General features: G+C 70.6%; 20 protein-coding genes, 1 tRNA gene and 1 pseudogene. 11 read left to right on the forward strand and 11 right to left on the reverse strand.

Annotated features, from left to right (window positions below):
- Positions 1-428: 428 nt before the first annotated feature.
- The 5 genes from OO54_RS20690 (at position 429) to OO54_RS20710 (ending at position 5,338) form a co-directional block, all read left to right on the forward strand.
- Positions 429-1,205: a hypothetical protein gene (locus OO54_RS20690; protein WP_033205074.1), complete on the forward strand. Its 777-nt coding sequence runs from the start codon at positions 429-431 to the stop codon at positions 1,203-1,205.
- A gap of 618 nt (positions 1,206-1,823) precedes the next feature.
- Positions 1,824-2,564 carry a dienelactone hydrolase family protein gene (locus OO54_RS20695; protein ID WP_033205147.1) on the forward strand — a complete coding sequence of 247 codons (741 nt, stop codon included), beginning with the start codon at positions 1,824-1,826 and terminating at the stop codon, positions 2,562-2,564.
- Positions 2,565-2,896: 332 nt separating this feature from the next.
- The gene (locus OO54_RS20700) at positions 2,897-4,498 is read left to right on the forward strand and encodes an ISL3 family transposase (RefSeq protein WP_033205075.1); all 1,602 of its coding nucleotides are present in this window, start codon (positions 2,897-2,899) and stop codon (positions 4,496-4,498) included.
- A 56-nt stretch (positions 4,499-4,554) separates the two neighbouring features.
- Positions 4,555-4,986 (forward strand): DUF4259 domain-containing protein, encoded by a 432-nt coding sequence (locus OO54_RS20705; protein ID WP_033205077.1) that lies wholly within the window; start codon positions 4,555-4,557, stop codon positions 4,984-4,986.
- 133 nt (positions 4,987-5,119) lie between these two features.
- Positions 5,120-5,338 (forward strand): transposase family protein, encoded by a 219-nt coding sequence (locus OO54_RS20710; RefSeq protein WP_033205078.1) that lies wholly within the window; start codon positions 5,120-5,122, stop codon positions 5,336-5,338.
- 448 nt (positions 5,339-5,786) lie between these two features.
- Here OO54_RS20710 and OO54_RS45900 read toward each other — a convergent pair whose 3' ends face one another.
- Positions 5,787-6,326 (reverse strand): hypothetical protein, encoded by a 540-nt coding sequence (locus OO54_RS45900; RefSeq protein ID WP_157856496.1) that lies wholly within the window; start codon positions 6,324-6,326, stop codon positions 5,787-5,789.
- Between OO54_RS45900 and OO54_RS20725 the strand changes: the two genes are divergently transcribed.
- Complete coding sequence (locus tag OO54_RS20725) at positions 6,292-9,222, forward strand: NACHT domain-containing protein (RefSeq protein ID WP_157856497.1); 2,931 nt, start codon at positions 6,292-6,294, stop codon at positions 9,220-9,222. The genes OO54_RS45900 and OO54_RS20725 overlap by 35 nt on opposite strands.
- Before the next feature lie 229 nt (positions 9,223-9,451).
- On the opposite strand, the gene OO54_RS20730 is transcribed toward OO54_RS20725, so the two are convergent.
- A tRNA-Pro gene (locus OO54_RS20730) sits at positions 9,452-9,525 on the reverse strand.
- A 581-nt stretch (positions 9,526-10,106) separates the two neighbouring features.
- Here OO54_RS20730 and OO54_RS20735 point away from each other — a divergent pair.
- A complete protein-coding gene (locus tag OO54_RS20735) occupies positions 10,107-11,315 on the forward strand; it encodes an acyl-CoA dehydrogenase family protein (RefSeq protein WP_033205083.1) in 1,209 nt (402 codons plus the stop codon).
- Between the two features lie 108 nt (positions 11,316-11,423).
- On the opposite strand, the gene OO54_RS20740 is transcribed toward OO54_RS20735, so the two are convergent.
- From OO54_RS20740 to OO54_RS20765, 6 genes are all read right to left on the reverse strand, one after another.
- Positions 11,424-11,996 carry a GAF domain-containing protein gene (locus tag OO54_RS20740; protein ID WP_017236635.1) on the reverse strand — a complete coding sequence of 191 codons (573 nt, stop codon included), beginning with the start codon at positions 11,994-11,996 and terminating at the stop codon, positions 11,424-11,426.
- Complete coding sequence (locus OO54_RS20745) at positions 11,993-12,616, reverse strand: GTP-binding protein (RefSeq protein WP_017236636.1); 624 nt, start codon at positions 12,614-12,616, stop codon at positions 11,993-11,995. Before OO54_RS20745 ends, OO54_RS20740 begins: the two co-directional genes overlap by 4 nt.
- On the reverse strand, positions 12,594-12,971 hold the full coding sequence (locus OO54_RS20750) for a DUF742 domain-containing protein (RefSeq protein WP_376489529.1): 378 nt from the start codon (positions 12,969-12,971) through the stop codon (positions 12,594-12,596). The genes OO54_RS20745 and OO54_RS20750 overlap by 23 nt, the downstream gene beginning before the upstream one ends.
- Positions 12,968-13,402, reverse strand: a complete 435-nt coding sequence (locus OO54_RS20755) for a roadblock/LC7 domain-containing protein (protein ID WP_017236638.1) — start codon at positions 13,400-13,402, stop codon at positions 12,968-12,970. The genes OO54_RS20750 and OO54_RS20755 overlap by 4 nt, the downstream gene beginning before the upstream one ends.
- A gap of 7 nt (positions 13,403-13,409) precedes the next feature.
- Positions 13,410-15,362 (reverse strand): sensor histidine kinase, encoded by a 1,953-nt coding sequence (locus OO54_RS20760; protein ID WP_033205087.1) that lies wholly within the window; start codon positions 15,360-15,362, stop codon positions 13,410-13,412.
- A 363-nt stretch (positions 15,363-15,725) separates the two neighbouring features.
- The gene (locus tag OO54_RS20765) at positions 15,726-16,997 is read right to left on the reverse strand and encodes an MBL fold metallo-hydrolase (RefSeq protein WP_033205089.1); all 1,272 of its coding nucleotides are present in this window, start codon (positions 16,995-16,997) and stop codon (positions 15,726-15,728) included.
- 131 nt (positions 16,998-17,128) lie between these two features.
- On the opposite strand from OO54_RS20765, the gene OO54_RS20770 reads away from it, so the two are divergent.
- Positions 17,129-18,307 (forward strand): Glu/Leu/Phe/Val dehydrogenase dimerization domain-containing protein, encoded by a 1,179-nt coding sequence (locus OO54_RS20770; protein WP_033205091.1) that lies wholly within the window; start codon positions 17,129-17,131, stop codon positions 18,305-18,307.
- 64 nt (positions 18,308-18,371) lie between these two features.
- A pseudogene (locus tag OO54_RS20775) lies at positions 18,372-18,959 on the forward strand (TetR/AcrR family transcriptional regulator); the annotation flags it as partial.
- 278 nt (positions 18,960-19,237) lie between these two features.
- On the opposite strand, the gene OO54_RS20780 reads toward OO54_RS20775, so the two are convergent.
- From OO54_RS20780 to OO54_RS20790, 3 genes are all read right to left on the reverse strand, one after another.
- Positions 19,238-20,008: an SIMPL domain-containing protein gene (locus OO54_RS20780; RefSeq protein ID WP_033205094.1), complete on the reverse strand. Its 771-nt coding sequence runs from the start codon at positions 20,006-20,008 to the stop codon at positions 19,238-19,240.
- A 145-nt stretch (positions 20,009-20,153) separates the two neighbouring features.
- Positions 20,154-21,248, reverse strand: a complete 1,095-nt coding sequence (locus OO54_RS20785; RefSeq protein ID WP_033205148.1) for a DUF6745 domain-containing protein — start codon at positions 21,246-21,248, stop codon at positions 20,154-20,156.
- A gap of 40 nt (positions 21,249-21,288) precedes the next feature.
- On the reverse strand, positions 21,289-21,615 hold the full coding sequence (locus OO54_RS20790; RefSeq protein ID WP_033205096.1) for a hypothetical protein: 327 nt from the start codon (positions 21,613-21,615) through the stop codon (positions 21,289-21,291).
- A 175-nt stretch (positions 21,616-21,790) separates the two neighbouring features.
- Between OO54_RS20790 and OO54_RS20795 the strand changes: the two genes are divergently transcribed.
- Both OO54_RS20795 and OO54_RS20800 read left to right on the forward strand, forming a co-directional pair.
- Positions 21,791-22,750, forward strand: a complete 960-nt coding sequence (locus OO54_RS20795; protein ID WP_033205098.1) for an STM4015 family protein — start codon at positions 21,791-21,793, stop codon at positions 22,748-22,750.
- Entirely contained in the window at positions 22,747-24,066 is a 1,320-nt protein-coding gene (locus OO54_RS20800; RefSeq protein ID WP_051787052.1) for an STM4014 family protein, read from the forward strand. The genes OO54_RS20795 and OO54_RS20800 overlap by 4 nt, the downstream gene beginning before the upstream one ends.
- Positions 24,067-24,074: the final 8 nt, after the last annotated feature.

A 24,074-nucleotide genomic window follows, 5' to 3' on the forward strand; every position in this document is an offset into this window, starting at 1 on the left:
AAAACGAGTCAGGGGCCGTTTCAGATTGCTCTGAAACGGCCCCTGACCTGCGACTCTTTCGAGTCGGGACGACAGGATTTGAACCTGCGCCCCCTTGACCCCCAGATCGATGGGTCGGAGGAAAAATCACGACATAAGGCAGACTTTGAGGGCGCGCAGCGTGCACATCCGTACATGCTGTGCGCCCATCGACGTGGGCGCTGGTCCCCAACTGGTCCCCAAGGGGCGCCACCTGACCCTCAGGCCTGCCCGCCGTCACAGACGGCACCAGGGGAAAGGGGCTCGGACGCAATCTTCACCACGCCCTCCAGAGCGTTGACCGCCAAGCCGACGGCCTGTTTGTCGTTGCCGGCCTTCTGCGCGGCGAGGCTCTGGGTTCGCCAGCCCGGTGCTGCTGGTCCATGGAGGGGGTGGCAGGATGCCCGGTCATGGCAACGAGAGATGGCAGCGATGAGGCGTATGTCGTTGGGTTGTGCGAGCGGATCCTCGGGGAGAACGCCCTGCCGCAGCACAGGTTCGACTGGCTGCTCGGGGATCCCGGATCAGGCGGCCGACGAGTCCAACTGCCGGTCGACGCCTTCTGGCCGGGCCATCAGCTGGTGGTCGAGTACCGCGAACTGCAGCACGACCAGCCGATGCCTCACTTTGACAAGCCGAACCGCCTCACCGTCAGCGGTGTCCACCGCGGCGAGCAGCGCGCCCTGTACGACGCCCGGCGCGATGAGCAGATCCCCGCGCACGGGCTGCGCCTGGTCCTCATCCGCCCCGCCGACCTGGATGCGGACGGCCGCGGACGACTGCGCCGCAACGAAGCGGCCGACCTGGCGGCACTGAAGAAGATCCTGGCCCGCGCCAGTGACGAGGACTGGGTTACCGACACCTTCCGCACCTGGCTGCTGGCCGAAGGCTGGACACCCGTCGATCCCACGGACCGGTGGACCGACCTGGAAGCCGTACGCGGCTGGGAACGGCTGATCTGCGAGGCCAAGGGCCGCACCAGCGAGAAAGGCATCGACGCCGACATCGCCTATGGCCAACTGCTGCGCCGCATGACGAGCCAGGACCCGCACACGCGCTACGCCCTCGTCGTGCCGTCCTCCTCCCTCAAGGCCGCCGCACGCGTCCCGGCCCACGTCCGACAGCTCCTGCGCATCGACGTCTACGAGGTGACGGATGACGACAGGGTGTGCCGGCTGACCGACTGATCGGTGCCGGGTACTGCGTCGGTTTCGGCTTCACCACCAAGGTGTCCTCCGAAGCCCACGCGCCGTGCGTTGCCACCTCGTTGCACGAACCGGACACCAGGCGTTGCGGCGCGGAGTTGCCCTCCAGGCCTGTGAAGTCGAGATCCGCCGGCGTGCCGGAGACCGCACCCCGCCTGCCCTGTCTGAATGCGAGAATGCAGCTCTTGGCCGGTGAGTGCATTGGCTCAGAGTGAGCCCCCGCCAACTTGAAGTAGCAGGTCAAAGGGCTGGTGTGATCGGCGCTCAGGGTGCTCACGCTGGTCATGGGCGGCTGTCTGCGCAGTAGATCGTCCGTCAGCGGTTGGTTGCCGGTTTTTCGGTGCTCGAAATCGGTGGCGGACGTGCGCTTTCCGACCAGTGACAGGCGTGACTCCGACGCCGTGGTGTTCGGCCGCAGAGCCTCCTCAAAAACCCGTTGGCGGAACCACGGCAGCCACTGCTACGTTTCCGGAGGCCGTGCAAGAGAGTGAGGAGGTGGTACCCGTGAACGTATCGACATGGGTGCTCCCCTCCAGGGTCACGGTCGGGCGGTAGGTCGTCCGGGAGCGCCGTTCCATGGCACTCCCGAAAGGCATGACCATGCAATTCACTTCTGAACAGCGTCTCGACGACGCTGTCCTTGAGCGCGAATTCACCCTCGGCGAGATCCCCGGCATCCTGTGGACGCCCGGATCTGCATCCACATCCGCACCGGCGCCGCTGATCCTGCTCAGCCCCCCTCCTCTCGGGCTGCGCAAGATGTACCCCCGGCTGCTGGCCCGGGCCCGGCACTCCGCGGCGGACGGCTTCGCCACGGCCACCATCGAGCTCCCCGGAAGCGGCGACCGGCCCCGTTTGCCCGCAGCCGAGCAGGCCGTCGCCGACCTGCGCCGGGCTATGGAGGCCGGCGAGCCGGTCAGCGACGAGATCATCGACGCCCTTATCCTCCCCCTGGTCGACAAGGCGGTCCCGGAATGGCAGGTCGCCCTGGACGCCCTCCTGTCGCTGCCCGAGATCGGCGGCCCGGTCGGGTACTCGGGGGGAGTGATCTCCATCGGGACCCGGCTGGCGGTGGTCGAGCCGCGTATCTCGGCCGCTGTTCTGTTCGCCGGGAGTTTCGTCCCTCGCGCCATGTTCGAGGAGGCCCGCCAGGTCACCATCCCTCTGCACGTCCTGCTGCAGTGGGACGACGAAGGGAACGACCGGCAGGCGGCCCTGGACCTGTTCGACGCCTTCGGCTCCAAGGAGAAGACGCTGCACGCCAATATGGGCGGGCACACCGGCGTCCCGCAGTTCGCGGGGGACGCCGCGGCCCAGTTCTTCACCCGACACCTGAAGTGACGCCGGGCCGTCAGGCCACCAGCAGACGGTAGCCGTGTTGGCCAGGATGCTGCTCATCTAGGGACGGGTCCCAGCCCCCCCTCGGCTCCCTACACCACGGGCCCCTGCCAGACTCTTGGCAGGGACCCGTGCTGCCCGAAGCCATGAATTGCTCGACGTCTGCAGAGCTTCGAGTGCTGCCCAAACCCGTGTACAGGTGCTGTCAGCTCGTGGGTTCTGGCTCAGCTTTCGTGCAGTGGCCACGGTGAGTGACGGCTGAGCGTCTCCGGACGGTATGCGAAGGCACCCGAAAATGGACGGTGGTCAGTGCCGCTGGGCTGACAGTCCGGGCCATGGAAGACGTTGCACTCCAGCTGAAGGCGCTGTTGTTCCCGGCGATCGCGGACATCGCGGTGCGGTCGGTGCACGTGAATATCGAGAACGTGCGCCTTGACGCGCAGGGCACCACGGCCGGCGCCGCCTGCCCGGGATGCGGCGTCGGCTCGACCCGGGTTCACAGCTCCTACCTGCGGTTTCTCGCTGATGCCCCGAGCGCCGGACGTAGCGTTGTACTCCGGCTGCGGGTCCGGCGATTCCGGTGCGGGAATTCCAAGTGCCCACGTCAGACGTTCGTGGAGCAGATATGCGGTCTCACCCGCAGGCACGGCCAGCGCACCGAACGGCTGCGTTCCATCCTGACCACAGTCGGCCTCGCCCTGGCTGGTCGAGCCGGCGCCCGCCTGGCTGCCATGCTCGGCATGTCCATCAGCCGGAGCACGGTCCTGCGCCTGGTCGAGGCGCTGCCCGAGCCGGAGGTGCCGACGCCTCGGGTGGTCGGCGTTGATGAGTACGCCACCCGCAAGGGCCGCCGCTACGGCACTGTCCTGGTGGACGTCGAGACCCGCCGGCCGATTGATCTCCTGCCTGATCGAGAAGCATCAAGCCTGGCCGCCTGGCTCGCACAGCGGCCCGGGATCGAGGTCGTCTGCCGGGACCGCGCACCGTTCTTCGCGGAAGGCGCCACCGCCGGGGCACCCCAGGCGACGCAGGTCGCGGACCGCTGGCACTTATGGCACAACCTGGGGGAAGCCGCTGAGCGGGCGGTGGCCCGCCACCGCCAGTGCCTTCGGGTTCTGGTCCCCGATCCCGAGGCGAAGGCCGACGAACCGGCGCCGCCCGAGGAGAAGACGGACTCTCCCTGGCGGAGCGAGCGGTTCGCCAACCGCGTCCTAGCCCGGCACGCCACGGTCCACGCGCTGCTGGAAGCCGGCCACAGCCGACGCTCCATCGGGCGCCAGCTCCAGATGACCCACCGCACCGTCAAGAGCCTCGCTGACGCTGCGAAGCCGGAAGACCTCTTTCGCGGCCAGTGGCAGCACAACCGAACCTCCGTCCTTGACGAGTACAAGCCCTACCTGGACGAACGCTGGGACGAGGGCTGCACCAACGCCTGGAAGCTCTGGGAAGAGATCGTTCCCTTGGGCTATCGCGGCAGCTACGGCCGGGTCAGCGCCTACCTGCGAGAGAAACGGACCTCGCCACGACCGGTCACGGCGCAACCGCCGGCACCCCGCGTGGTGACGAGATGGATTCTCAGCCGTCCCGAGACGCTGACCGAGACCGAACAGCTCCGGCTCAAAGCCGTCCTGGCCAACTGCCCTGAACTCGATGCCCTGACCGGTCACGTTCGGTCCTTCGCCCAGATGCTCACCGAGCGCCAGGGCGAGCGGCTCCCGCAGTGGCTCGACGCCGTCCGCCAGGACGACCTGCCCAGCCTCCACACTCTCGCGGCCGGCATCGACCGAGACCGCGACGCCGTCATCGCCGGTCTGACGCTGCCCTGGAACTCCGGAGTCGTCGAAGGTCACGTAAACCGGATCAAGATGCTCAAGCGCCAGATGTTCGGCCGCGCAGGCTTTGACCTGCTTCGCAAACGGGTCCTGCTCGCCCCGTAGTCGTGTTGTCAGCGCCTCATGCGAGGATCCGGGCGACCATACGCAAGGAGATCAGCATGGGCACCTGGGATACCGGTCCCTTCGACAACGACACAGCCGCGGACTTCGCCAACGCCCTCGACGAAGCCGAGCCCGAGGCGCGCGAAGCCCTGATCCGAGGCGTCCTCATCCGGACGATCGATGCAACCGGCTATCTCACGGAAGCAGAAGAGGCGGTGGCCGCCGCCGCCTTGATCGCGGCGCAATGCCCAGGAGGCGAGCCCGTCGACATGTCCTACGGTCCGGAAACACCAATGCCCCTGTTCCCTTCCGACCTTCGGGCACTCGCCGACGAAGCCCTCGCCCGCATCGTCGGCGACGAGGATGGGCCAGCCTCAAACTGGGTCGACCCGGAGGACTGGAAGCAGTGGCGAGCCATACTGACGCGCCTTCGCGCAGTGCTTGCCCCGCCACCCCCTTCCATTGCTCTCTTCGATGTTCAGCCGTAACGGGGCGTCACTCAGCACGGAAGTTGTGCCAGAACCGGCTCGTGAACAATGCCACTCGATCGCACCCTTTTCCGGAAAACCCCATCAATGGGCTTCTACCTTCCGCGGCCTGGACAACGACATCCGCGACCCCGTGATCGTCACCGGCTACACCGCCAGCCGCACCCACAAACTCACCGCCGGTCAGAAGGAAGCCAACCGCGTCCTCGCCGTCGGACGCGCACCGGTCGAGCACGGCTTCGCCCACCTCAAGAACTGGCGGATCCTCACCAAACTCCGTACCGATCCCGCCCACGCCACCCAACTCCTGCGTGCTCTGCTCGTCCTGACGAACCTCGAAGTCGACCGCTGACGGACGATCTTGTCCGCAGACTTCCGCCCGCGACCAGCACGAGCACCACGAGAGCCGATCACACTAGCCCTTTGACCTGCGACTTAAAGTTGGCGGGAGCTCAGTGGGGCACAAGCACCGACGAAGCGGGGGGTTGCCATGGCGTTGGCCATGTGTCCACTGTGCAGCGACGATGAGGACATCGTGGTGGTCCGCACGTTCGACGGCGGACGTCGGCTCGTGAAGCACCGGTACGGTTATGAATCGGAGCACAGGGAGCCCATCGTCCCGCATAGGGAGCCGCTCCGCTCCTTCCAAGACCTCAAGGCAAGGGCAGGCCCCTCCTGAGGCTCGGCGCGCCGGACCGCAATCTCCCACCCCGTGGACTCCAGGACCTGCGCGGTCTCGTGCTGCTTCCGGAGCGCTTCGAGGGCCGCCTGCTTCTGAGTGAGGACTTGTTGCAGCCCCGTCAGGCCGTCAAGGGCCCCACCTTCCCGCAGAGACTTGATCGTCGCGGTGAGCTTCGCCCCCAGCCGCTCGCGCTCCCGTGCCCGCTCCGCAAGACGCTTTTCGTCTCGGGGATCTCGTCGGCGAGATAGCGCCGCTGGTTGTGGACGACCGACGCGTGAAAGCCACGAACGTCGTCGAAGGTCCCGTCCACCTTGCCGGGAAGCACCACACCGAGCTCGCGGAAGGCGGCATCCAGGTTTACGAGGAGCGGGACACTGGCCGGAGCGGGCTGCTGGACTGCATGTACGCGCTGTTGGGTGATCGACACACCGAGGAGGACACTCCCCACTCCGGGAATCGCCCGGGCGGTAGGGTTCGACAGCCCTGTACAAGCGAACCCCATGGAGTCAGTGGTGAGTTGGACGCCCAGGTCAATCTTCCAGACTCTGCTATCGGCGTATCCCTCCGTCCCAGAGGGGAGACCGAGAAGCGTCCACGAAGGCTTCGCCGTCCTCGATTTCGAGATGCGCTTTCTTACCCTGCTCTCAACCGCGGCCATCCGTGCCACAGGCTCCCAAGCGCCCAAAATCGGCCGATCGCCGGGCCTCGGAGAATGGATCTCACTGCTCCGCGCAAACGGCCGTAAGCTCAAAGACTGCCCGGGATCGCCTCAGGCGCTGGTGGCGCGTGCGGTGTTCCGTTCCCTCGATCTCTTCGATCGCGGGGATCCCAGCGCGCCTCCAGAGTTCCGCAATGTCAAGCGCCTCCGGGACCACATCAGTCACGGCGGTCCGCTGCCGACCGGCCATGCGGAATCAGCAACCCTCGACAGCCTGGTCCACGGCATCGCCGAAGCCATTGCAGAGTGCCTGGACGGTGCCGACCTCCGCATCGAGGCCGCCAGCAGCGCCGAACAGCGGCCAGTCTTCGCCTGGGGCGGGGAAGAAGTGCTGCTATGGCCGCTCATGTATGTGACACAAGCTGACACCTGGCACCTGTACTCGCGATCCGCCAAGAGCGGGGGCCCAGGCTACATGTGCTTCGACACGCGAGATGCCATCCGGGTTCCCTCTGACGAACTCCTCATCGTGGCGCTCAACCCTCTTCTGAAGCCGCTGCGGACTGATCGGACTCTGCGGGATTTCATCGAAGACGCAGGCAGGGACCTCAAGGGCTTTGCCGAAGAGGACACCGAACCTTTGTACGCGGATCGCGAGCACGGGTTCGAATACTACTGGGACAAGGCGACCTCCGACGGCACCATGCCACGCCGCGATTACTTCCGGCTCGGTCCCGATAACGCAAGGGAATGGCAGGACGCGGACCGCTGGGTCCCGTACTCTCAGTACCTCCGCGACCTTGCCAACTGGCATGTCGTAGCCACCCGGTTCCGCCAGCGCATGGAGCAGATGGAGACTCGCCTGGCGCAGGACGAGCGCGAGACTCTGGGGTGGCCGACGCAGCCTCAGCACAGCACCCGGATGGCCCGCGTCGTCGTGTCCGACATGGATGGCAGCCACAAGCAGCCTGAGTGCTCCTTCGCGGACCTGGTCGGCTCCGTCGACAAAGACCTGCAGGCAAATCGAGGCCAGACCCAGGTGGTCTTCATCAACGGCGAGGCCGGGATCGGCAAGACGCGTGCCATGGTCGACGCCGCCCGGTCACGAGCACGACAGGTCGAGCAGGAGCTGCTCGAGAAGGGCGCTTGCGACCTTCCGCTGTTCCTCTACGTCCGCTCAACGGGGCACGTTCTGGACAGCCTCACGACCGTGGTCAACGGAGCTGTCACCGCCACGCGCAACCTCACCGACGGAGGGGTCAAGGCACTCTGCCGGAACGGTCTGATGATCCTGCTCATCGACGGATTCGACGAGCTACTCGGAGGCGCCGGCTACAGCGACGCCCTCGGTTCTCTGCGTCCTTGGCTCAGCGAGCTCGGGGGCCGAGGTGTTGTCGTGGTGTCCGCGCGTTCCTCGTATTACATGGGGCAGTACCGGGCCAGCGCGGAACGAGCCACGGATCAGGGAATGCCGTTCGTGCAGCACCGCATCGCGGAGGTACAGCGCTGGCGCCAAGCGGAGACTGCGTCCTTCCTCGCGGACTACAGCGTCCCGGCTTCAGCCATAGAGACTTTGTCGCGGCAAGACCGCGAGCTGCTCGGGCTCCCGTTCTTCGCCCGCGCCTTCGCCGAGATCCATCGCAGCCCCGATGCACGGACAAGCCTCCAGAACAATTCACTGACGCAACAACTCCTTAGCCAGTACGTGGCCCGAGAGGAGCGGAAGCTCGCTGCCGAGGACGGAAATGCCGCGCTCCTCAACCGAGATGAACTGAATCGCGTGTTCGAACTCGTGGCGGAGACCATGGCCGGCAACGAGGAGCGTGAAGCGGCCGTGAGCGACCTTGAGGACGCTGCGGAGCAGGCCATAGTCGCAGAGCTGAGCTCCCGGAAGGGACTGCAGAAGCGACTGCCAGTGCTGTGCGGCCTGACCGGCGTCTCGGGGGACGCTTCGTCCAGCCGGTTTCAGTTCCAACACGAACTGTTCTTCGACCAGTTCCTCGCTGGCGCCATCGGGCATTACCTGCGTGAGGGACAGATCAGTCAGTTCGAGCGGATGTTGAAGGAGTCTCACTGGCGGTCGGCCACCGTCGTTCGCATCGTTGCCGCGGCCGGCCCGGCCACCACAGCCGCAGCCCTCGCCGAACTGCGAACGACTGCGGATCAGGCGGAGGGCACGACGGTGGCCTCCACGAACTTGGGGGCCCTGTGGGCAGCCGTCATCCGCGCCACGGGCCGCATGCCCAACACCGCCATTGCCGGCGCGGTCTTCTCCGAGGAGCTCGACCTCAGCGCCATCGATTGCCCCGGCGGCCGACTGATCGACTGCGAAGTCGACTCGTTGGTCTTGCCATCCGGCAAGGGTTGGCAGCTGTCCATGCAGTCCACCCCGATCAAGCGCATACGGTCCGAACTCGTCTCGCCGGACTTGTCGGGTCTCCGTGGGGTGCAGCACAAGTATCTGACACAGCTCCTCCTTAAGCCTGACACATTCGCAGACCGCAGTGACGAGGTTCTTGAGGCACTGCGCGCGCATGGAGTGCAAGTGGTCGACGCGGATCCCGAAGTCCAACCCAAACCGTCTGCCCTGACGCAGGCCAGCCTGTATTTTCTCGGGTGCTTGTCCCGAAGGGCAGAGCACGCCGTCGTGCTGCGACAGGACCACACGCCGGAGGACACACGCCTGACCTGGGCCCTGACGTACGGTGCCGCCTCGTGGCGCAAGTTCGTCAAGGCTCTTAACGAGGCGTCCCTGGCCCTGGTCGAGCCCTTCTCCGCAAGCGGTGAACGGAAGCTGCGCCTGCGCCTGAAGACCAATGCCAGCACGATCCTCGCTAACGACGGGACTCGCACGGACATCGAAGGCTTCTGGCGGAGCTTGGAAGGACGGAAGTGAGCTGCCGTACCGCCTGCGCTCCGTAGGTCCTGGGCTTGCCGGCCTCATTGCACCCGGTCAGGCATCCACACGACCAGGCAACTCCAGTGCACATGTGGCGCGCCTTGACCGAGTCAAGGTGCGCCACAAACCTTCTCAGCTAGGACTGGTCCCCGACTGGTCCCCAAAAACGATCAAGAGGCCGTTTTGGATTGCTCCAAAACGGCCTCTGACCTGCGACTCTTTCGAGTCGGGACGACAGGATTTGAACCTGCGACCCCTTGACCCCCAGTCAAGTGCGCTACCAAGCTGCGCCACGTCCCGGTGCCCGTCTGACCTGGGGTTCCCCCTGGCCGAACGCGCATGAGAACAATACCGCACTTTCTCGGGTGGTCACGAACGGCTTTCTCGGCGTGCGTGGGCGGGGGTACGCGGGCGAGGGGGTGCTCACCCTGTGTGACGCTCTGGTGCGCCGGGGCGTGCGCTCGTGCGCCCCTTGGCCGGGGGACGGGAGGGGGGAATGGGAGGGTCCGGGGGCCCGTCACCTGGGCGGGAAGGAAGGCGGAGGGGATCCGGAATGTCGCCTCTTTGGTGATGAAGGTGCTGATGTGGTGAGGCAGGGGAGGCCGGGGCCATATGCCCGGGACTTCGTTGCCTTTGGCATGTGGCAGAAACCTGCCCACGGGGAAGGGACCCGGGATCGGACCGAGCAGGCCAAGACCATGCGAAACACAGTCGGAAACAAACGTCAACCATTCCGGTTTCGGCCAAAAATCGTGGCGATATTGCTCCACCCCGGAAAGATCAACACCATGAAGTGGTCGGCCTGTTCGGGACGGGGCCACTGCCGATGCACCACCTGCTCGGTCGACTTGCCGATCAGGAGCTTCGCGGGAGGGACTCGGATGGACAGCTATTTCAGCAGCCGCCTGCATCATCAGCTCAGGGAGACGGTCCGCGACTTCGCAGAGCGTGAGGTTCGGCCACGGATAGCCGAGATGGAGGCGACCCGGACGGTCCACCACGAACTGTCCCGGCGCATCGCGGAGCAGGGCTGGCTGGGCGCGACAATCAGCCAGGAGTACGGCGGCATGGGAGCCGGCCACCTGGCCAAGACGATCATCATCGAGGAGCTCTCGCGGGTGAGCGGCGCCATGGGCGCCATGGTGCAGGCCTCGCAGCTGGGGACGGCGAAGATCGTTCACTTCGGCAGCGACGAGCAGCGCAAGACCTGGCTGCCGATCATCGCCGCCGGTGAGTGCCTGCCGACCATCGCGGTCACCGAGCCCGAGTCCGGCGGTCACGTGCTCGGCATGAGCGCCAGCGCGGTGCGGGACGGCGACGACTACATCCTGAACGGCAGCAAGGTCTTCGTCGGCAACAGTCACGTGGGCGATCTGCACGGCGTCGTGGTCAGAACCGGTCCAGGATCGAAGGGGCTCACCGCTTTCCTGGTCGAATCCGATCGCCCAGGGTTCAGGACCGGTCCGCAGCAGACGGCGATGGGACTCCACGGTTTCAGCTTCGGCGAGCTGATCTTCGAGAACTGCCGGGTCCCGGCAGGCAATCGGCTCGGGGACGAGGGCGACGGCCTCGCCGTCGCGTACTCCTCCAGCGTGCTGTACGGCAGGGCCAACCTCACCGCCGTCTCGCTCGGCATCCACCAGGCGATCCTGGAGGAGACCACCCGGTTCGCCTCCGAGCGCATCCGTTACGGCAAGCCGCTGCACGACCTCCCGACGGTCAAGCTGAAGCTCGGCCAGATGCAGTCCCGGCTGATGACCGCCCGGCTGGCCGCGTACCACGCCGTGCACCTGCTCGACCAGGGCCGATCCTGCGACACCGAGCTGATGAACGCCAAGCTCGTCAACGTCGAGTCGGCGATCGACTCCGGCCGCAACGCCATGGAGATCCACGCGGCCGCCGGCCTCTTCACGGACCGCGCCATCGAGCGCTACCTCCGGGACGCGCACCACATCTTCGCCCCGGCGGGCACCTCCGACATCCAGCTCCTGCGACTGGCCGAGGTCGCCCTCGGTCAGGACAAGGGCAGCTGGTCCGAGCGGCTGTCCGATCTGGTCCGGACGCCGGACCTGGAGCCGGTGCACGCCTGATCCGCTTGCGGACGGCACGGCGGAGGCGTCCCTCTTCCGCACGCCGGACGTGTCGGAGCCCGGTACGGCCATGGCCGTACCGGGCTCCGACACGTCACTGAGCGGCGGTCAGAACATGCCGTCCTCACGCCGGTTGATCTGCTCCATCAGCTCGGCCGCCATCGCCTTGATCGTCTCGAGACCGGCGCGCCCCCACGGCCGGACGTCGGTGTCGACCACGCAGATGGTGCCCAGCGCGACGCCGGTACGGTCGATCAGCGGCGCGCCCATGTACGAGCGGATGCCGATCTCGTCGACGACCGGGTTCCCCGCGAAGCGCGGGTAGTCGCAGACGTCCTCCAGGACGAGGGCCTTGCGCCGGACCACCACGTGCGGGCAGTAGCCATGGTCGCGGGCCATGTAGCGGCCGACACCGCCGCCACCCGCGGCGGCGGCGCCGAGGTCGCTGCCCGAGTGGGTGCCCTCGGGCGTGTGCAGACCGGCGAAGAACTGCCGGTTCTCGTCGATGAAGTTGACCATCGAGAAGGGAGCGCCGGTCACGTCCGCGAGCCGGTGGGCGAACTCGTCGAACGCCGGGTCCGGACGTTCCCCGAGCCCGAGTTCACGCAGCCGCTGGACACGGGCCGGCGCCTCCTTGTCGATGGGGGTCAGCAGGAGGTGACCCGTCGGGTCGTAGGTCATGGCGTGGCTCCGTAGCTCGGCACGGTGTCCGGGATGGTGGTGAGCAGGTGCTGCACCAGGGTCAGCAGGGTGCGGATGCCGGAGCTGGAGATCCGGGCGTCGGTGAGGACGACCGGCACCTCCGGCTTGAGGTCGAGCGCTGCCCGTACCTCGTCCGGCTCGTAGCGGTAGGCGCCGTCGAACTCGTTCACCGCCACGACGAACCGGATGCCCCGCCGCTCGAAGAAGTCCACGGCGGAGAAGCACTCCTGGAGCCGGCGGGTGTCGGCGAGGACGACCGCGCCGAGCGCTCCTTCGGAGAGCTCGTCCCACATGAACCAGAAGCGCTCCTGCCCCGGCGTGCCGAACAGGTACAGCACGTGGCGGTCGTCGAGCGTGATGCGGCCGAAGTCCATGGCGACGGTGGTCGTGGTCTTGGACTCCACGCCCTCCAGGCTGTCGGTGGCCGCGCTGACCGAGGTCAGCAGCTCCTCGGTGCTCAGCGGTTCGATCTCGCTGACCGCGCCCACGAGGGTCGTCTTGCCCACGCCGAATCCGCCCGCCACCAGGATCTTGAGTGCGGTGGGGAAGGGATCGGCAGCGGAACTGTCGTGGCGCTCAGAGCCGTTGTCGTAGGCCATCGAGCACTGCCTCCAGCAAGGAACGGTCGGTTGGGGTGGCGTGGAACCGGGGCGCCCTGGCGGTGAGCGCCCCGCAGTCCACGAGGTCGGAGAGGAGGACCTTGGTGACCACGGCCGGGAGCCGTAAGTGCGCCGCGATCTCGGCCACCGAGGTGGGCCCGTCGCACAGCCCGAGGGCCAGGCTGTGCTCGGGCCCCATGTGCGTCTGGGGTGACGATCCGGTCGCCATCACCATCGACAGCAGGTCGAGGGCGGTGGTCGGCTTGGTCCGGCCACCGCTGACGGTGTAGGGGCGGATCAGCCGGCCGGCCGCGTCGTCGAGCCAGGGCCCTTCCTGTGCGGACGTCACGTTCACTGTCCGAGGCCACCCACCAGGCCGGCCGCTTGCCGGGCGGGGGTGACCAGGTACGGCCGGACGCTCTTGACGAGCATCGCCATCTCGTAGCCGAGGACGGCGGCGTCCGCCTCGCGCCCGGCCAGGACGGCCAGGCACGTGCCGGAGCCCGCGGTGGAGACGAACAGGAGGGTGGAGTCGAGCTCCACGACCACCTGACGTACCTCGCCGCCGTCGCCGAACCGCGCGCCGGCGCTGCGGCCGAGCGAGTACAGCCCGGAGGCGAGGGCCGCCATGTGGTCGGCGGCGTCGGGGTCGAGGCCGTGCACGGACTTCACGAGGCCGTCGGAGGAGAGCAGAACGGCGTTGCGGGTGTACGGAACCCGCTGGACCAGTCCGCTCAGCAGCCAGTCGAGGTCCGAGGAATGGCCGGTCGGCGCATTGCTCGCCATGGTGCATCTACTCCTTGTGCGCGTCGCCTGGACGCAGCGCTTCTTGGGGGGCGGGCTGGGACTCGGCGAGGCCGATTCCGCGCTGGAACGCGGCCATCAGACCGGGGTCGTGCAGGGCGTGCTCCTCGGACCTCCGGGCCACGGGTTCGTCACGCAGCTGCGGGACGATGTGTTCCTGGGCGCGCCGCTTGGGGAGCAGCGGACGGCCGTGGGCCTCGGCACCGGGGGCCGGGGGGAGCGGTGACATCAGGGAGGCGGGCGGGGCCGTGTGGTCGGCGCCGCCCGGCTGTCCCGGTATCGCGGGGGCGTGGCCGAAGTCCGCGTACCCGTTGGACTGCGCACTCGTACGGGGGTACGCGTGCGAGTCCGGCCCATGGGTCTCCTCGTGGCGGGCGCCGGCCCGCTCCGGGGCGGGCGAGGAGTGCGGTGCGGGGGCGGCGGGGGCCGTCCCGTTCATGGCCGCGGGCGCCGGGCGGTGGGCCGGAGCGTGGGCCGGTGCCGGGGAGTGCGCCGCCACCGAGCCCGGCAGGGGTGCCGTCAGGGGGTTGGGCGTCGGTGCCGCGACCGGGTGCGGCGCCGGGGCCGGCTGCGGCGCGGCGACGGCCGGCTGGGACGGCGCCGGGGGCTGCGGCTGCATCTGGACCTGGCCGGGCGGGACGGCCGAGGAGCCGGCGGTCGCGGCGGCCTGCCGCTCGTGCTGCGCGAGCCCCTCGGGGTCGGCGCCGAGGAGGCCCTGCGGGAGCACCAGGACGGCCTGGACGCCTCCGTAGATGTTGGACTGGAGGCGTACGGCGATGCCGTGCCGCCGGGCCAGCGCCGAGACGACGAAGAGTCCGATGCGCCCGTCCTGGAGCAGGTGGGCGACGTTGACCTGGTCGGGGTCGGCGAGCAGGGCGTTCATCTTGTTCTGCTCGGTGACGGGCATGCCGAGTCCGCGGTCCTCGACCTCGATCGCGAGGCCCGCGGTGACGTACTGGGCGCGCAGCAGCACCGTGGTGTGCGGCGCGGAGAACAGCGTCGCGTTCTCGACGAGTTCGGCGAGGAGGTGGATGACGTCGGCCACGGCATGGCCCCGGAGCGTACCGTCGATCGGAGGTACGAGTTTCACCCGCGGGTACTGCTCGACCTCGGCGATGGAGGAGCGCAGGACCTCGGTCATGGTGACGGGGTTCGACCACTGGCGGCGCGAGATGGCGCCGCCGAGCACGGCGAGGTTCTCGGCGTGCCGGCGGATGCGGGTGGCCAGGTGGTCGACGTGGAACAGGCCCTTGAGCAGCTCCGGGTCCTCGACCTCGTTCTCCAGCTCGTCGAGGAGCTGGATCTCGCGGTGGACCAGGGACTGCAGGCGCCGGGCGAGGTTGACGAAGACCTCGACCTTCTGTTCGTTGCCGACGCTGCTGGAGAGCCGGGACGCCTGTACGACGGCGGCCACGGCGGCCTCGTGAGAGCGGGTCAGTTCCTGCGAGAGCAGGTCGAACTCGTCGCCCGTGGCGCCGCCCGTCGGCAGCGCGGGGCGGGGCGGGAGATTCTCTCCCCTGCGCAACTGTTCGACGACCGTGCGCAGTTCGCTCTGGCCGCGCGCGCTGGTGCGCCGCAGGGCGTTACAGCGGTCGAGGACCGCCTTTGCGGCCCGGTCGGCGCCGAGCGCGGCGGCCGTCACGGAGGCGACGGTGAGGGCCGCGGCGCCGGTGAGCGCGGCCCAGAGGCCGGGCGTGGGGCTGGCGCCGGTGGAGCGGATGGTGAAGATGACGGCCGCCGCCCCGCCGAGTGCCACCGCGACGGCGGGGAGCACGGAGGTGCGCAGGAGTTGGGGGCGTATGCGGGCTTCCGTCGGGTGCGGCGTGGGGGGCTGTGCCGGCGGGGTGCTGCTGATGCCGGAGGCGGAGCGGGCGCCTGACCGGCCGTGCCGCCCGCCCTCGCGACGGTCGGACCGCGAGGCGGGTGCGCGAAGTTGAGACATGAGTGTCCTTGGTACGTGCCCGGAAATCGGCGTACTGCGGGAGTTTTCTGCGGGGTCTACGGGGGTGGTCTGAAGGGGGACGCGATGAGCCTGTCGATGATCATCGACCACACACTGTAGTCGTCAACCGTTCATGTGCGGTGCGCAGTTGGCAAACTTACCCGTACTGCGACCCGGTCTGGTATCGCCCCTCGTACGACAGGCCGAGAAGCATCGGCCGAAAGGCGACGACTCGGCCCCGGCGAGCCTCGCTGAGCAGGAACGGAAGAGGGCGGAGGCGTTCTCACGCCTCCGCCCTCTGCGGAAATCGTTCCTGACCGGAATCCCCCGGAGGGGGTGCGGACCGGCCGGTCGGGGTGCTTTTCAGGGAGTGCGCGCCGCCTCGGGTGCTCCGCGGCCGCTGCCCTCGCCCGGTTCTCCGGACGACGGTCCGGTGACCGGCTCCGCGTTCGCCTCCGCGGCGGCCTCGGGCGTCCCGTGACCGTCGGTGAGACCGGAACCTCCCCAGCCACCTGCGGGGACCCGGGCCACCGCGCGCCACCAGGGCGCGTCGGGGAGCCGCTCGGCGCCCGGCTCGAAGGGCTGGCCGGGGATGGGCAGGGCGATCCGCTGGGCGGCACCCTCGGCAGCCTCCACGGTGCCCTCGCCGGGCTCCGCCCACGGGTGCGGGGCCAGGTTGAAGGTGCCCCAGTGGATCGGCAGCATCACACCGCCGGGCCCGCCGCCCTGGAGGTCCAGGTGGGCCCGCATGCCCTCGGCCGGGGTCATGTGGATGTCGGTCCAGAACTCCGAGTAGGCGCCGATCTGGATCATGGTGGCGTCGAAGGGGCCATGGGCCGCTCCGATGTCCTTGAAGCCGGAGAAGTAGCCGGTGTCGCCGCTGTGGAAGATCCGGTGGGCGGGTCCGGTGACGGCCCAGGAGGCCCAGAGGGTCATCTGCCGGTTGCGCAGGCCGCGGCCACAGAAGTGGCGGGCGGGGGTCGCCGTGAGCGTCAGCTCGCCGATCTCGGTGGACTCGTTCCAGTCGAGCTCGCGCAGGCGGGAGGCGGCCACGCCCCAGCGCTCCAGGTGCGCGCCGACGCCGAGGGGCACCGCGAAGACGGTGTCGGTGGTGGCGAGCGCCTTGATCGTGGGCAGGTCCAGGTGGTCGTAGTGGTCGTGCGAGATCACCACGACGTCGACCGGGCCGAGCGCGGCGAGGGGCAGCGGCACCGGGTGGAGCCGCTTGGGGCCGGCGAAGGGGAACGGTGAGCAGCGCTCGCCCCAGACCGGGTCGAAGAGGACCCGGTGGCCGTCGATCTCCGCGAGGACGCCGGAGTGCCCCATCCACGTGAGGCGCAGCCCGGTGGCCGGGGGCCTGGCCAGGTCGGCCACGGTGGTCGGATGGACGGGGATCGTGCCGGTGGGGGCGCGGCGCGTGCGTCCTTCCTTGTCGAAGTAGATCTTGGCGAACTCGACGCTGGAGCCGGAGGGGCCGCGGCGGGCCGGTTCGGGGTTCTGGAAGATCCCGTCCGCGAAGTTCGGCGAGCGGCGGATACGGGCGAGACGCGCTCCCGTGGGATCCGCGCCGAAGGACTCGGGGCGCAGCGCGCGCAGCCGGGCCCGAGGCGAACGGTCGGAGCCGGTACCGGTCACAGGACCTCCTGATCTCTGGGGGTCGTTCCATTATGGGCGGCCCGCGCCGCGAACGGCCCGGACGGTCGGCCATACTGAATCGCGGTTCAGTACGGCCGACCGGCCCGCCGCCCCTCCCTAGGAGCCTCACGATGAGTACCGCCCCCCTGCTTTCCGTCGGCTGGACCGACCACGTGACCGGGCGACGGGGCCACCTGGTGGTCGACCGGCTGGTGCGCGGCGTGGCGAGCGGGGGCCTGCGGATGCGGGAGGGGTGCACGGCGGAGGAGGTCGCCGGGCTGGCCCGCGGGATGACCATGAAGGAGGCCCTGCACTACGACCCGACCGCCCGGTACGTCCCGCTGGGCGGCGCGAAGGGCGGCATCGACTGCGACCCCCGCTCCCCGGAGGCGTACGGCGTCCTGGTGCGCTACCTGCGCGCGATGCGGCCGTACGTCGAGCGGTTCTGGACCACCGGAGAGGACCTGGGGCTCACCCAGGACCTGGTGGACCGCGCGGTGGCCGAGGCGGGCCTTGAGTCCTCGGTGCAGGCCGTGTACCCGCTCCTGGACGACGAGGCGGCGGCCCGGAAGCGGCTCGCGGACGCGTTCGCGATCGAGGTGGACGGCATCGGCCTCGACGAGCTCGTCGGCGGCCTCGGGGTCGCCGAGTCCGTGCTCGTCGCCCTCGACCGGGCCGGCCGGGGGCACGCCGGGACCCGGGTGTCGCTGCAGGGTCTCGGCACCATGGGCGGCGCGACGGCCCGGTTCCTGGCGCGGGCCGGGCTGCGGGTGGTCGCCGTGGCCGACGTCCGGGGCACGATCGTGAACCCCGACGGGCTCGACGTGGAGGCGCTCCTCGCCGCCCGCGACGCCCACGGCACCGTCGACCGCTCGGCGCTGCGGCCCGGGGACCGGGAGGAGGCCGGGGACGCCTGGCTGTCGGCCGACGCGGAGGTCCTCGTCCCCGCGGCCGTCTCGTACGCGATCGACGCCGGGAACCAGGCGCGCGTCACCGCCCGCTGGATCGCCGAGGCGGCCAACATGCCGGTCCTGCCGGACGCCGAGGAGGCCCTTTCCGCGCGCGGGGTGACCGTGCTCCCGGACGTGGTCGTGAACTCGTGCACCAACGCCTGGTGGTGGTGGACTCTCTTCGGCGACATCGAGGCCGACGCCGAGCAGGCCTTCGACCGGGTGCGCGGGGCCATGCGGACCCTCGTCGCCGGGATGCTCGACCGGGCGGCGGCGGACGACACGACTCCGCGCGCCGCGGCGCACGCGCTGGTGGCGGAACGGCTGCCGGTGATCGCCGAACGCTACGGCTGGTACTGAGCCGGCCACGCCCCGGCGCCGTTGATGATCATGCCCTTGTCATGTGCTGTGTAGGCTGCACGGCGTGGCGAGAGTGCGGTTGAGCGTGACGGAGCGGCGGGACGAGCTGCTGCGGGCGGCCGTCGAGCAGATCGAGGCCCGCGGTGTCGCGGCCGTCCGGATCTCCGACGTCGCCTCCGCGCTCGGCGTCAGCAACGCCCTGGTGCTCTACCACTTCTCCACCAAGGAACAGCTGGTCGCGGCCGCCTTCGCGCACGCGGCCGAGGCCGACCTCGCCCAGCTGCGACGGGTCCTCGGACGCCGCTCCTCGGCGGTACGGCGACTCCGGGCGGCGGTCCGCTGGTACGCCCCGACCGGGCAGGCCAAGGGCTGGCGGCTGTGGATCGAGGGCTGGGCCGCCTCGCTCCGCGACCCCGGACTGCGCCGGGTCGCCACCTCCCTCGACCAGGAGTGGAAGGCCGCGCTGACCCGGGTGATCGCCGAGGGCGCCGCCGCCGGGGAGTTCCGCTGCCAGGACCCGGCGGCCGCCGCCTGGCGCCTCACCGCCTTCCTCGACGGCCTCGCCGTACAGACCACCGCCTACGCGGGATCCCTCTCCCGCACCGCCATGCTCCGCTGGGCCGACGCCGCCCTCGACCGCGAACTGGGCCTGCCGGACACCGACCCGACACCGGGCGGAGAACCGGGCGAGGAGACCCGCCCGGCACCGGAAGAGGCGCCGGACGAGGACACCGACCCGGCACCGGACCAGGACTCCGCTCCGGCACCGGAAGAGGCACCGGACCAGGACTCCGCTCCGGCAGGAAGCGGACGCCCGGACGAGGACTCCTGGCCAAGGCCGGAAGCGCCGACCGGGCGGCCCGGCGCGCGATAGGAACGGCACCGGGCGGCGAAGGTCACGCGGGCCGGGCAGGACCGTCCCCTCCCCCGTCAGAGGAGTTCGAAGACGGCCGAGACCGTGACCTGCTCCTCGATCTCGCCGGGAGCGAGGGGAACGGTGGGCTCGTCCGCGGGCATGCCGGGGGCCGCGCCGATGCCGGGCCGCACGGACTCGCCCTCGCTGAGCGAGACCAGCCGCCCGAGCCGGTGCCCGCTGAGCCGGGCGTGCTGCGCCGCCTTGTCGTACGCGTCCTGGTACGCGGCCTCACGGGCCTTCGCCCGCAGCGCCGACGGGTCGGCGACGTCGAAGACGACGCCGTTGATCCGGCCCGAGTCCCCGGTGGCCTCGTTGACGGCGCCGATGACCTGCCCCGTCCGGTCGATGTCTCGGACCTTCACGGAGAACGACTGCCCGGCCTGATAGCCGGTCACCTTGTTCTCTCCGTCGGCGTTCTGGGTGTACGCCGGTGACAGGGAGAGGCTGTCGGTACGGATGTCCCGGTCGGCGATCTCCTGCCGGTGCAGCACCTCCAGGAGCGCCTTGGCTGCGGCGCTCTGCGCCGCCATCGCCTCCTTCGCCGTCTTGCGGGTGGCCTCGACGCCGACGGAGAGGATCGCCAGATCCGGTGCGGAGGACGCGCGGCCCTGCCCGGTGACGGTGACCGTCGCGGGCGCGGGCTCCTCGACGGCCGCGCGGAGGGCCTGCCGCGCGGGCGCGGTGGCCAGGGCGGGGGCCGCGGTGCCGACGAGGAGGCCGCCGAGCACTGCGGTGGCGGCGAGCAGACGGGCGGTGCGGGCGGCGCTGGGCCGGCGGGTCGTCACAGGCGGTCCCTTCGGGAGTGGGTGCCGGGGCTCCGGCGGGCACATCCCAGCACCCTGCGACGCCGCCTCCCGCGCGCCACTCCTGACCAGCGGCTCCCTTCACCTCTCCGTACCATCCGGGCCCCGCTTCCCCCGCGCGGGCCGCTCAGGTCTGCACGAGCGGTGCGTACGCCTCCGGGCGCAGCCCGAACGTCCAGGCGACGCCCTCCCGGGCGGTGCGCGTCCCGGGCGGCACCCGGAGCCAGTACGTGCGGTGGGTGCCGTCCGGCTCGGGCGTGGAGTTGACCACCTCGACCATCACCACGTCCTCGTCGTCGTCCGACTCGATCCGCCAGAGGACCCCCGTCTCGTCCCGGTGCCCGGGGCGGGCGCCCGAATCGGCGAGGTAGCGGTCGTAGCCGTAGTACTCCAGCATCACGCGGCGCAGTTCGGCGTTGTCCTCCCCCCGTATCCGCTCGGGGGTGAGGTCCGGGAGGCCGGCCAGGAAGGCGGCGGGCACCGGCATGCCCCGCCACACGTGCAGCGCGAACCCGTCGGGGAAGGCGAGCGCGGGCCCGTCGCCCCGGTCGAGCCGCCCGGCCTCGTCCCGGTGCAGCTCGACCGGCCGCTCGCACACCACGGCGACGTTCTCGTACGGCCACCACCAGCCCGCGTGTCCGGCGACCGCGGCGAGCCCCGCCAGGCGCTCGCCGTGCCCGTCGAACGCGGCCAGCCACGCGGCGTCGTGCTGCCCGAGCACCGCATCGAGCAGCAGCAGCCGCACGGCGGTCTCCACACGGGCGGATCCGGCCGGAACTCCGGCGCCGTCCGGGTCTGCCGTGTCGGCCCGGACGCCTGACGCGGCCGGCTCGGCGGCCCCCTCGGCGGCCCGTACGACGGCGTCCGTCACCCCGGCCCGGATCCGGTCGGCGAGGGCGCGGGTCGGATCCCAGAGGGCCGCGCCCGTGGTCTGCCAGTGGTCCGCCCAGCCGGCGGGGCCGAGCGCGTCGTGGACGCGGCGCCGCTCCTCGGCCCACGGCCGGGTGCGCACCTCGTCGCGCACCGAGCGGCCCAGGCCGGTCAGGCCCCGCAGGAGGACGACGGCCGCGAGCGGCGAGCCGGCCCAGAGCACGCGCCGCGGCTCCGCGAGGCCCGCCGCGCGGTACGCGAGCCGGACGCCCGCCTCGGCGGCGGTGCGGTCGGCGGGCCCGGTGGCCGCGGCGACGGCCCGCCACCTGTCCCGGGCGGTGGTGTCGTTCATGTCGTTCTCCCCCACGTCCTTCGCTCCTGTCCGGCGGACGTCAGTCCGCGATGATCCGGTACGCCCCGGGCACGTACTCCCGCTGGCGCACCACCCGGTACCAGCCCTTGGGCAGCGGGATCGGCGCGTGCTCCTCGTGCACCACCCGGCCGCCCTCGGGCAGTTCGAGCAGGAACGGGCCGAACGGCCCCTGTTCCCGCACGAGCCGGCCGGGCCCGGGGATCGCGTGGGCGTGCCCGGTGACCTCGCCGAGCGCGAGGAGCAGGCGGCCCCGGGCGTCTCTCGGCTCCCCCTGCGCCGTCCTCGCCCTCACCGGAACGGCCGTCTCCTCCACGGGCACGATGAGCACGTCTCCCTGCCGGTACATGGCTCTCCCCTCCCCGTTCGGCGCGATCCGCCGAACACGGGAACGACGCTAGGGGCCACCACTGACAACCGGGTTCGGAGGCGGTCGAGGGCGACCCGGCACGGGCGCTGTCGGTGGCGCTTGGTAGAACTCTTCCCGTCAGCCGACCCGCTCGTCCGTTCTCTGGAGCACCGCCATGACCGTTGGCCACTACCTGCAGGAATTCCACGGCCTGCCCGTGTTCGACTTCCCTGCCGAGGACGCGCGGGTCGAGCTGCCCGAGGCGGACCGGGTCGCCTGGCGGATCTCCGCCCCGACGTACTCCGACCCCGGGGACGAGCTGTGGGGACCGCAGTTCGAGCGGTTCCTGAAGACGGTCGACGCGCGGCGGGTGCGCGCGCTGGTCGTCGGCGGCTGGGACGAGGCGTACGAGACCTCGTCGGCCGACATCGTCACCGCCCTGATCGGCGCCAACAACCGGCTGACGGGCCTGGCGGCGGTGTTCATCGGGGACATGACCGGCGAGGACTGCGAGATCTCCTGGATCGTCCAGTCCGACGTGACGCCGCTGCTCGCCGCCTACCCCGCGCTGCGCGGGCTCGGCGTGCGCGGGGGCTCCGGGCTGGCCTTCCCGCCGGTCCGGCACACCGGTCTCGAGACCCTGGTGGTGGAGACGGGCGGCCTGGGCGCCGAGGTGGTGCGCGGCATCGTCGGCAGCGACCTGCCCGCCCTGGAGAACCTGGAACTCTGGCTCGGCACCGACGAGTACGGCGGCGACAGCACCCCGGACGACCTCGCGCCGCTGCTCGACGGGACGGCCTTCCCCGCCCTGCGGCGGCTGGGCCTGCGCAACAGCGTGATCCAGGACGCCGTCGCGGCCGCCGTGGCGGGTGCGCCCGTCGTCGCGCGGATCGAGCGCCTCGACCTGTCCATGGGCGTGCTCACCGACGAGGGCGCGGCGGCCCTCCTCGACGGCCAGCCCCTGACCCATCTCGCCCACCTCGACCTGTCCCACCACTACCTGTCGGAGGCCATGGGGGAGCGGGTCCGCGCGGCCCTCGTCCCGCACGGTGTGACCGTCGTCCTCGACGACCCGCAGGTCCCGGAGGACGACGGCGACGGCGAGGTCTACCGGTACGTCGCGGTCGCCGAATGACCGCACGCCCGCGCCCCGTCGCCACACGTCCGCGTCCCGTCACCGGCGGCCCGCGGCTCGTGGTCGTCGGCGATCCGGCGGGCCGCCGCGTCGCGTTCTTCCAGGACGCGCTGCGGACCGCCGGGCTGCCCGGGGCGCGGGTGGTGTCCTGGCCCGACGTGCTGCGCGGCCGGGCCCGGTTCGCCGCTGGCGAGACCGTGCGGCTGGACTCGCCCGGCGAGGACGCGGAGGCCGACCGGCTGCTGCGGGACGTCGACGATCCGGCCCGGGTCGAGGGCAGCGGCCTGTGGTACGAGCGGTTCACCGCCGCCGTGGCGGGACTCGCCGTCTCCGTGACGGATGCGGGGGCGACCCTGGTCGACGATCCCGGCGAGCTCGCCGTCCTCTTCGACAAGCGGCTGAGTCACGGCCGGCTGCGGGCCGCCGGAGTCCCGGTGCCCGAGTCGCCCACGTCGGGTGCCGCCGCCCCGGTCGTGCGCGGCTGGGCGGACGTCCGGTCGCTGACCGGGCGGCCCGGCATGCGCCGGGTGTTCGTGAAGCTCGCGCACGGCTCCTCCGCCTCGGGGGTCCTCGCGGTGGAGACGAACGGCGCGGGCCGGATCCAGGCGACCACCTCGGTGGAGCGCGGGCCCGGCGGACGGCTCTTCAACTCCCTGCGGGTGCGGCGCTACACGAGCGAGCCCGAGGTCGCCGCGATCGTGGACGCCCTGGCGCCCGACGGCCTGCACGTGGAGCGCTGGCTGCCGAAGGCCACTCAGGGCGGACGGGCCGCCGACCTGCGGGTCGTGGTCGTCGACGGACGGGCCACCCATGCCGTGCTCCGCACCGGCCGCTCCCCCATGACCAATCTGCACCTGGGCGGCGCCCGGGGCGATCTGACGGCCGCCCGGGCCGCGATCACCGCCGCCGGCGGGCGTTGGGAGGACGCGCTGGGCGTGTGCGAGCGGGCCGCCGCCGCGTTCCCCGGCACCCGCTGCGTGGGGGTCGACCTGCTGCCGGCCGCCGGGTGGCGCCGCTTCGCCGTGGGCGAGGTCAACGCCTTCGGCGATCTGCTGCCCGGGCTCACGGGCCTGCCCGGCAGCGGCTGCGAGGGCCTCGACACCTACGCGGCGCAGGTCGCGTCGCAGTTCCCGCACCACCGTCGAGCCCCGCGCGGGCGCGGCCCGATCGGCGTGACACCCCCGAGCACGACACCCCCGGGCGCGGCACCTCTCAGCACGGCACCCCCGGGCACGGCACCCCCGAGCACGACACCCCCGGGCGCGGCGCCCCTGAGCACGACACCCCCGAGCACCACAGGAACGAGCACCACGTGAACCAGCCC

Source organism: Streptomyces wedmorensis, from assembly GCF_000716445.1.
Lineage (GTDB): Bacteria > Actinomycetota > Actinomycetes > Streptomycetales > Streptomycetaceae > Streptomyces > Streptomyces wedmorensis.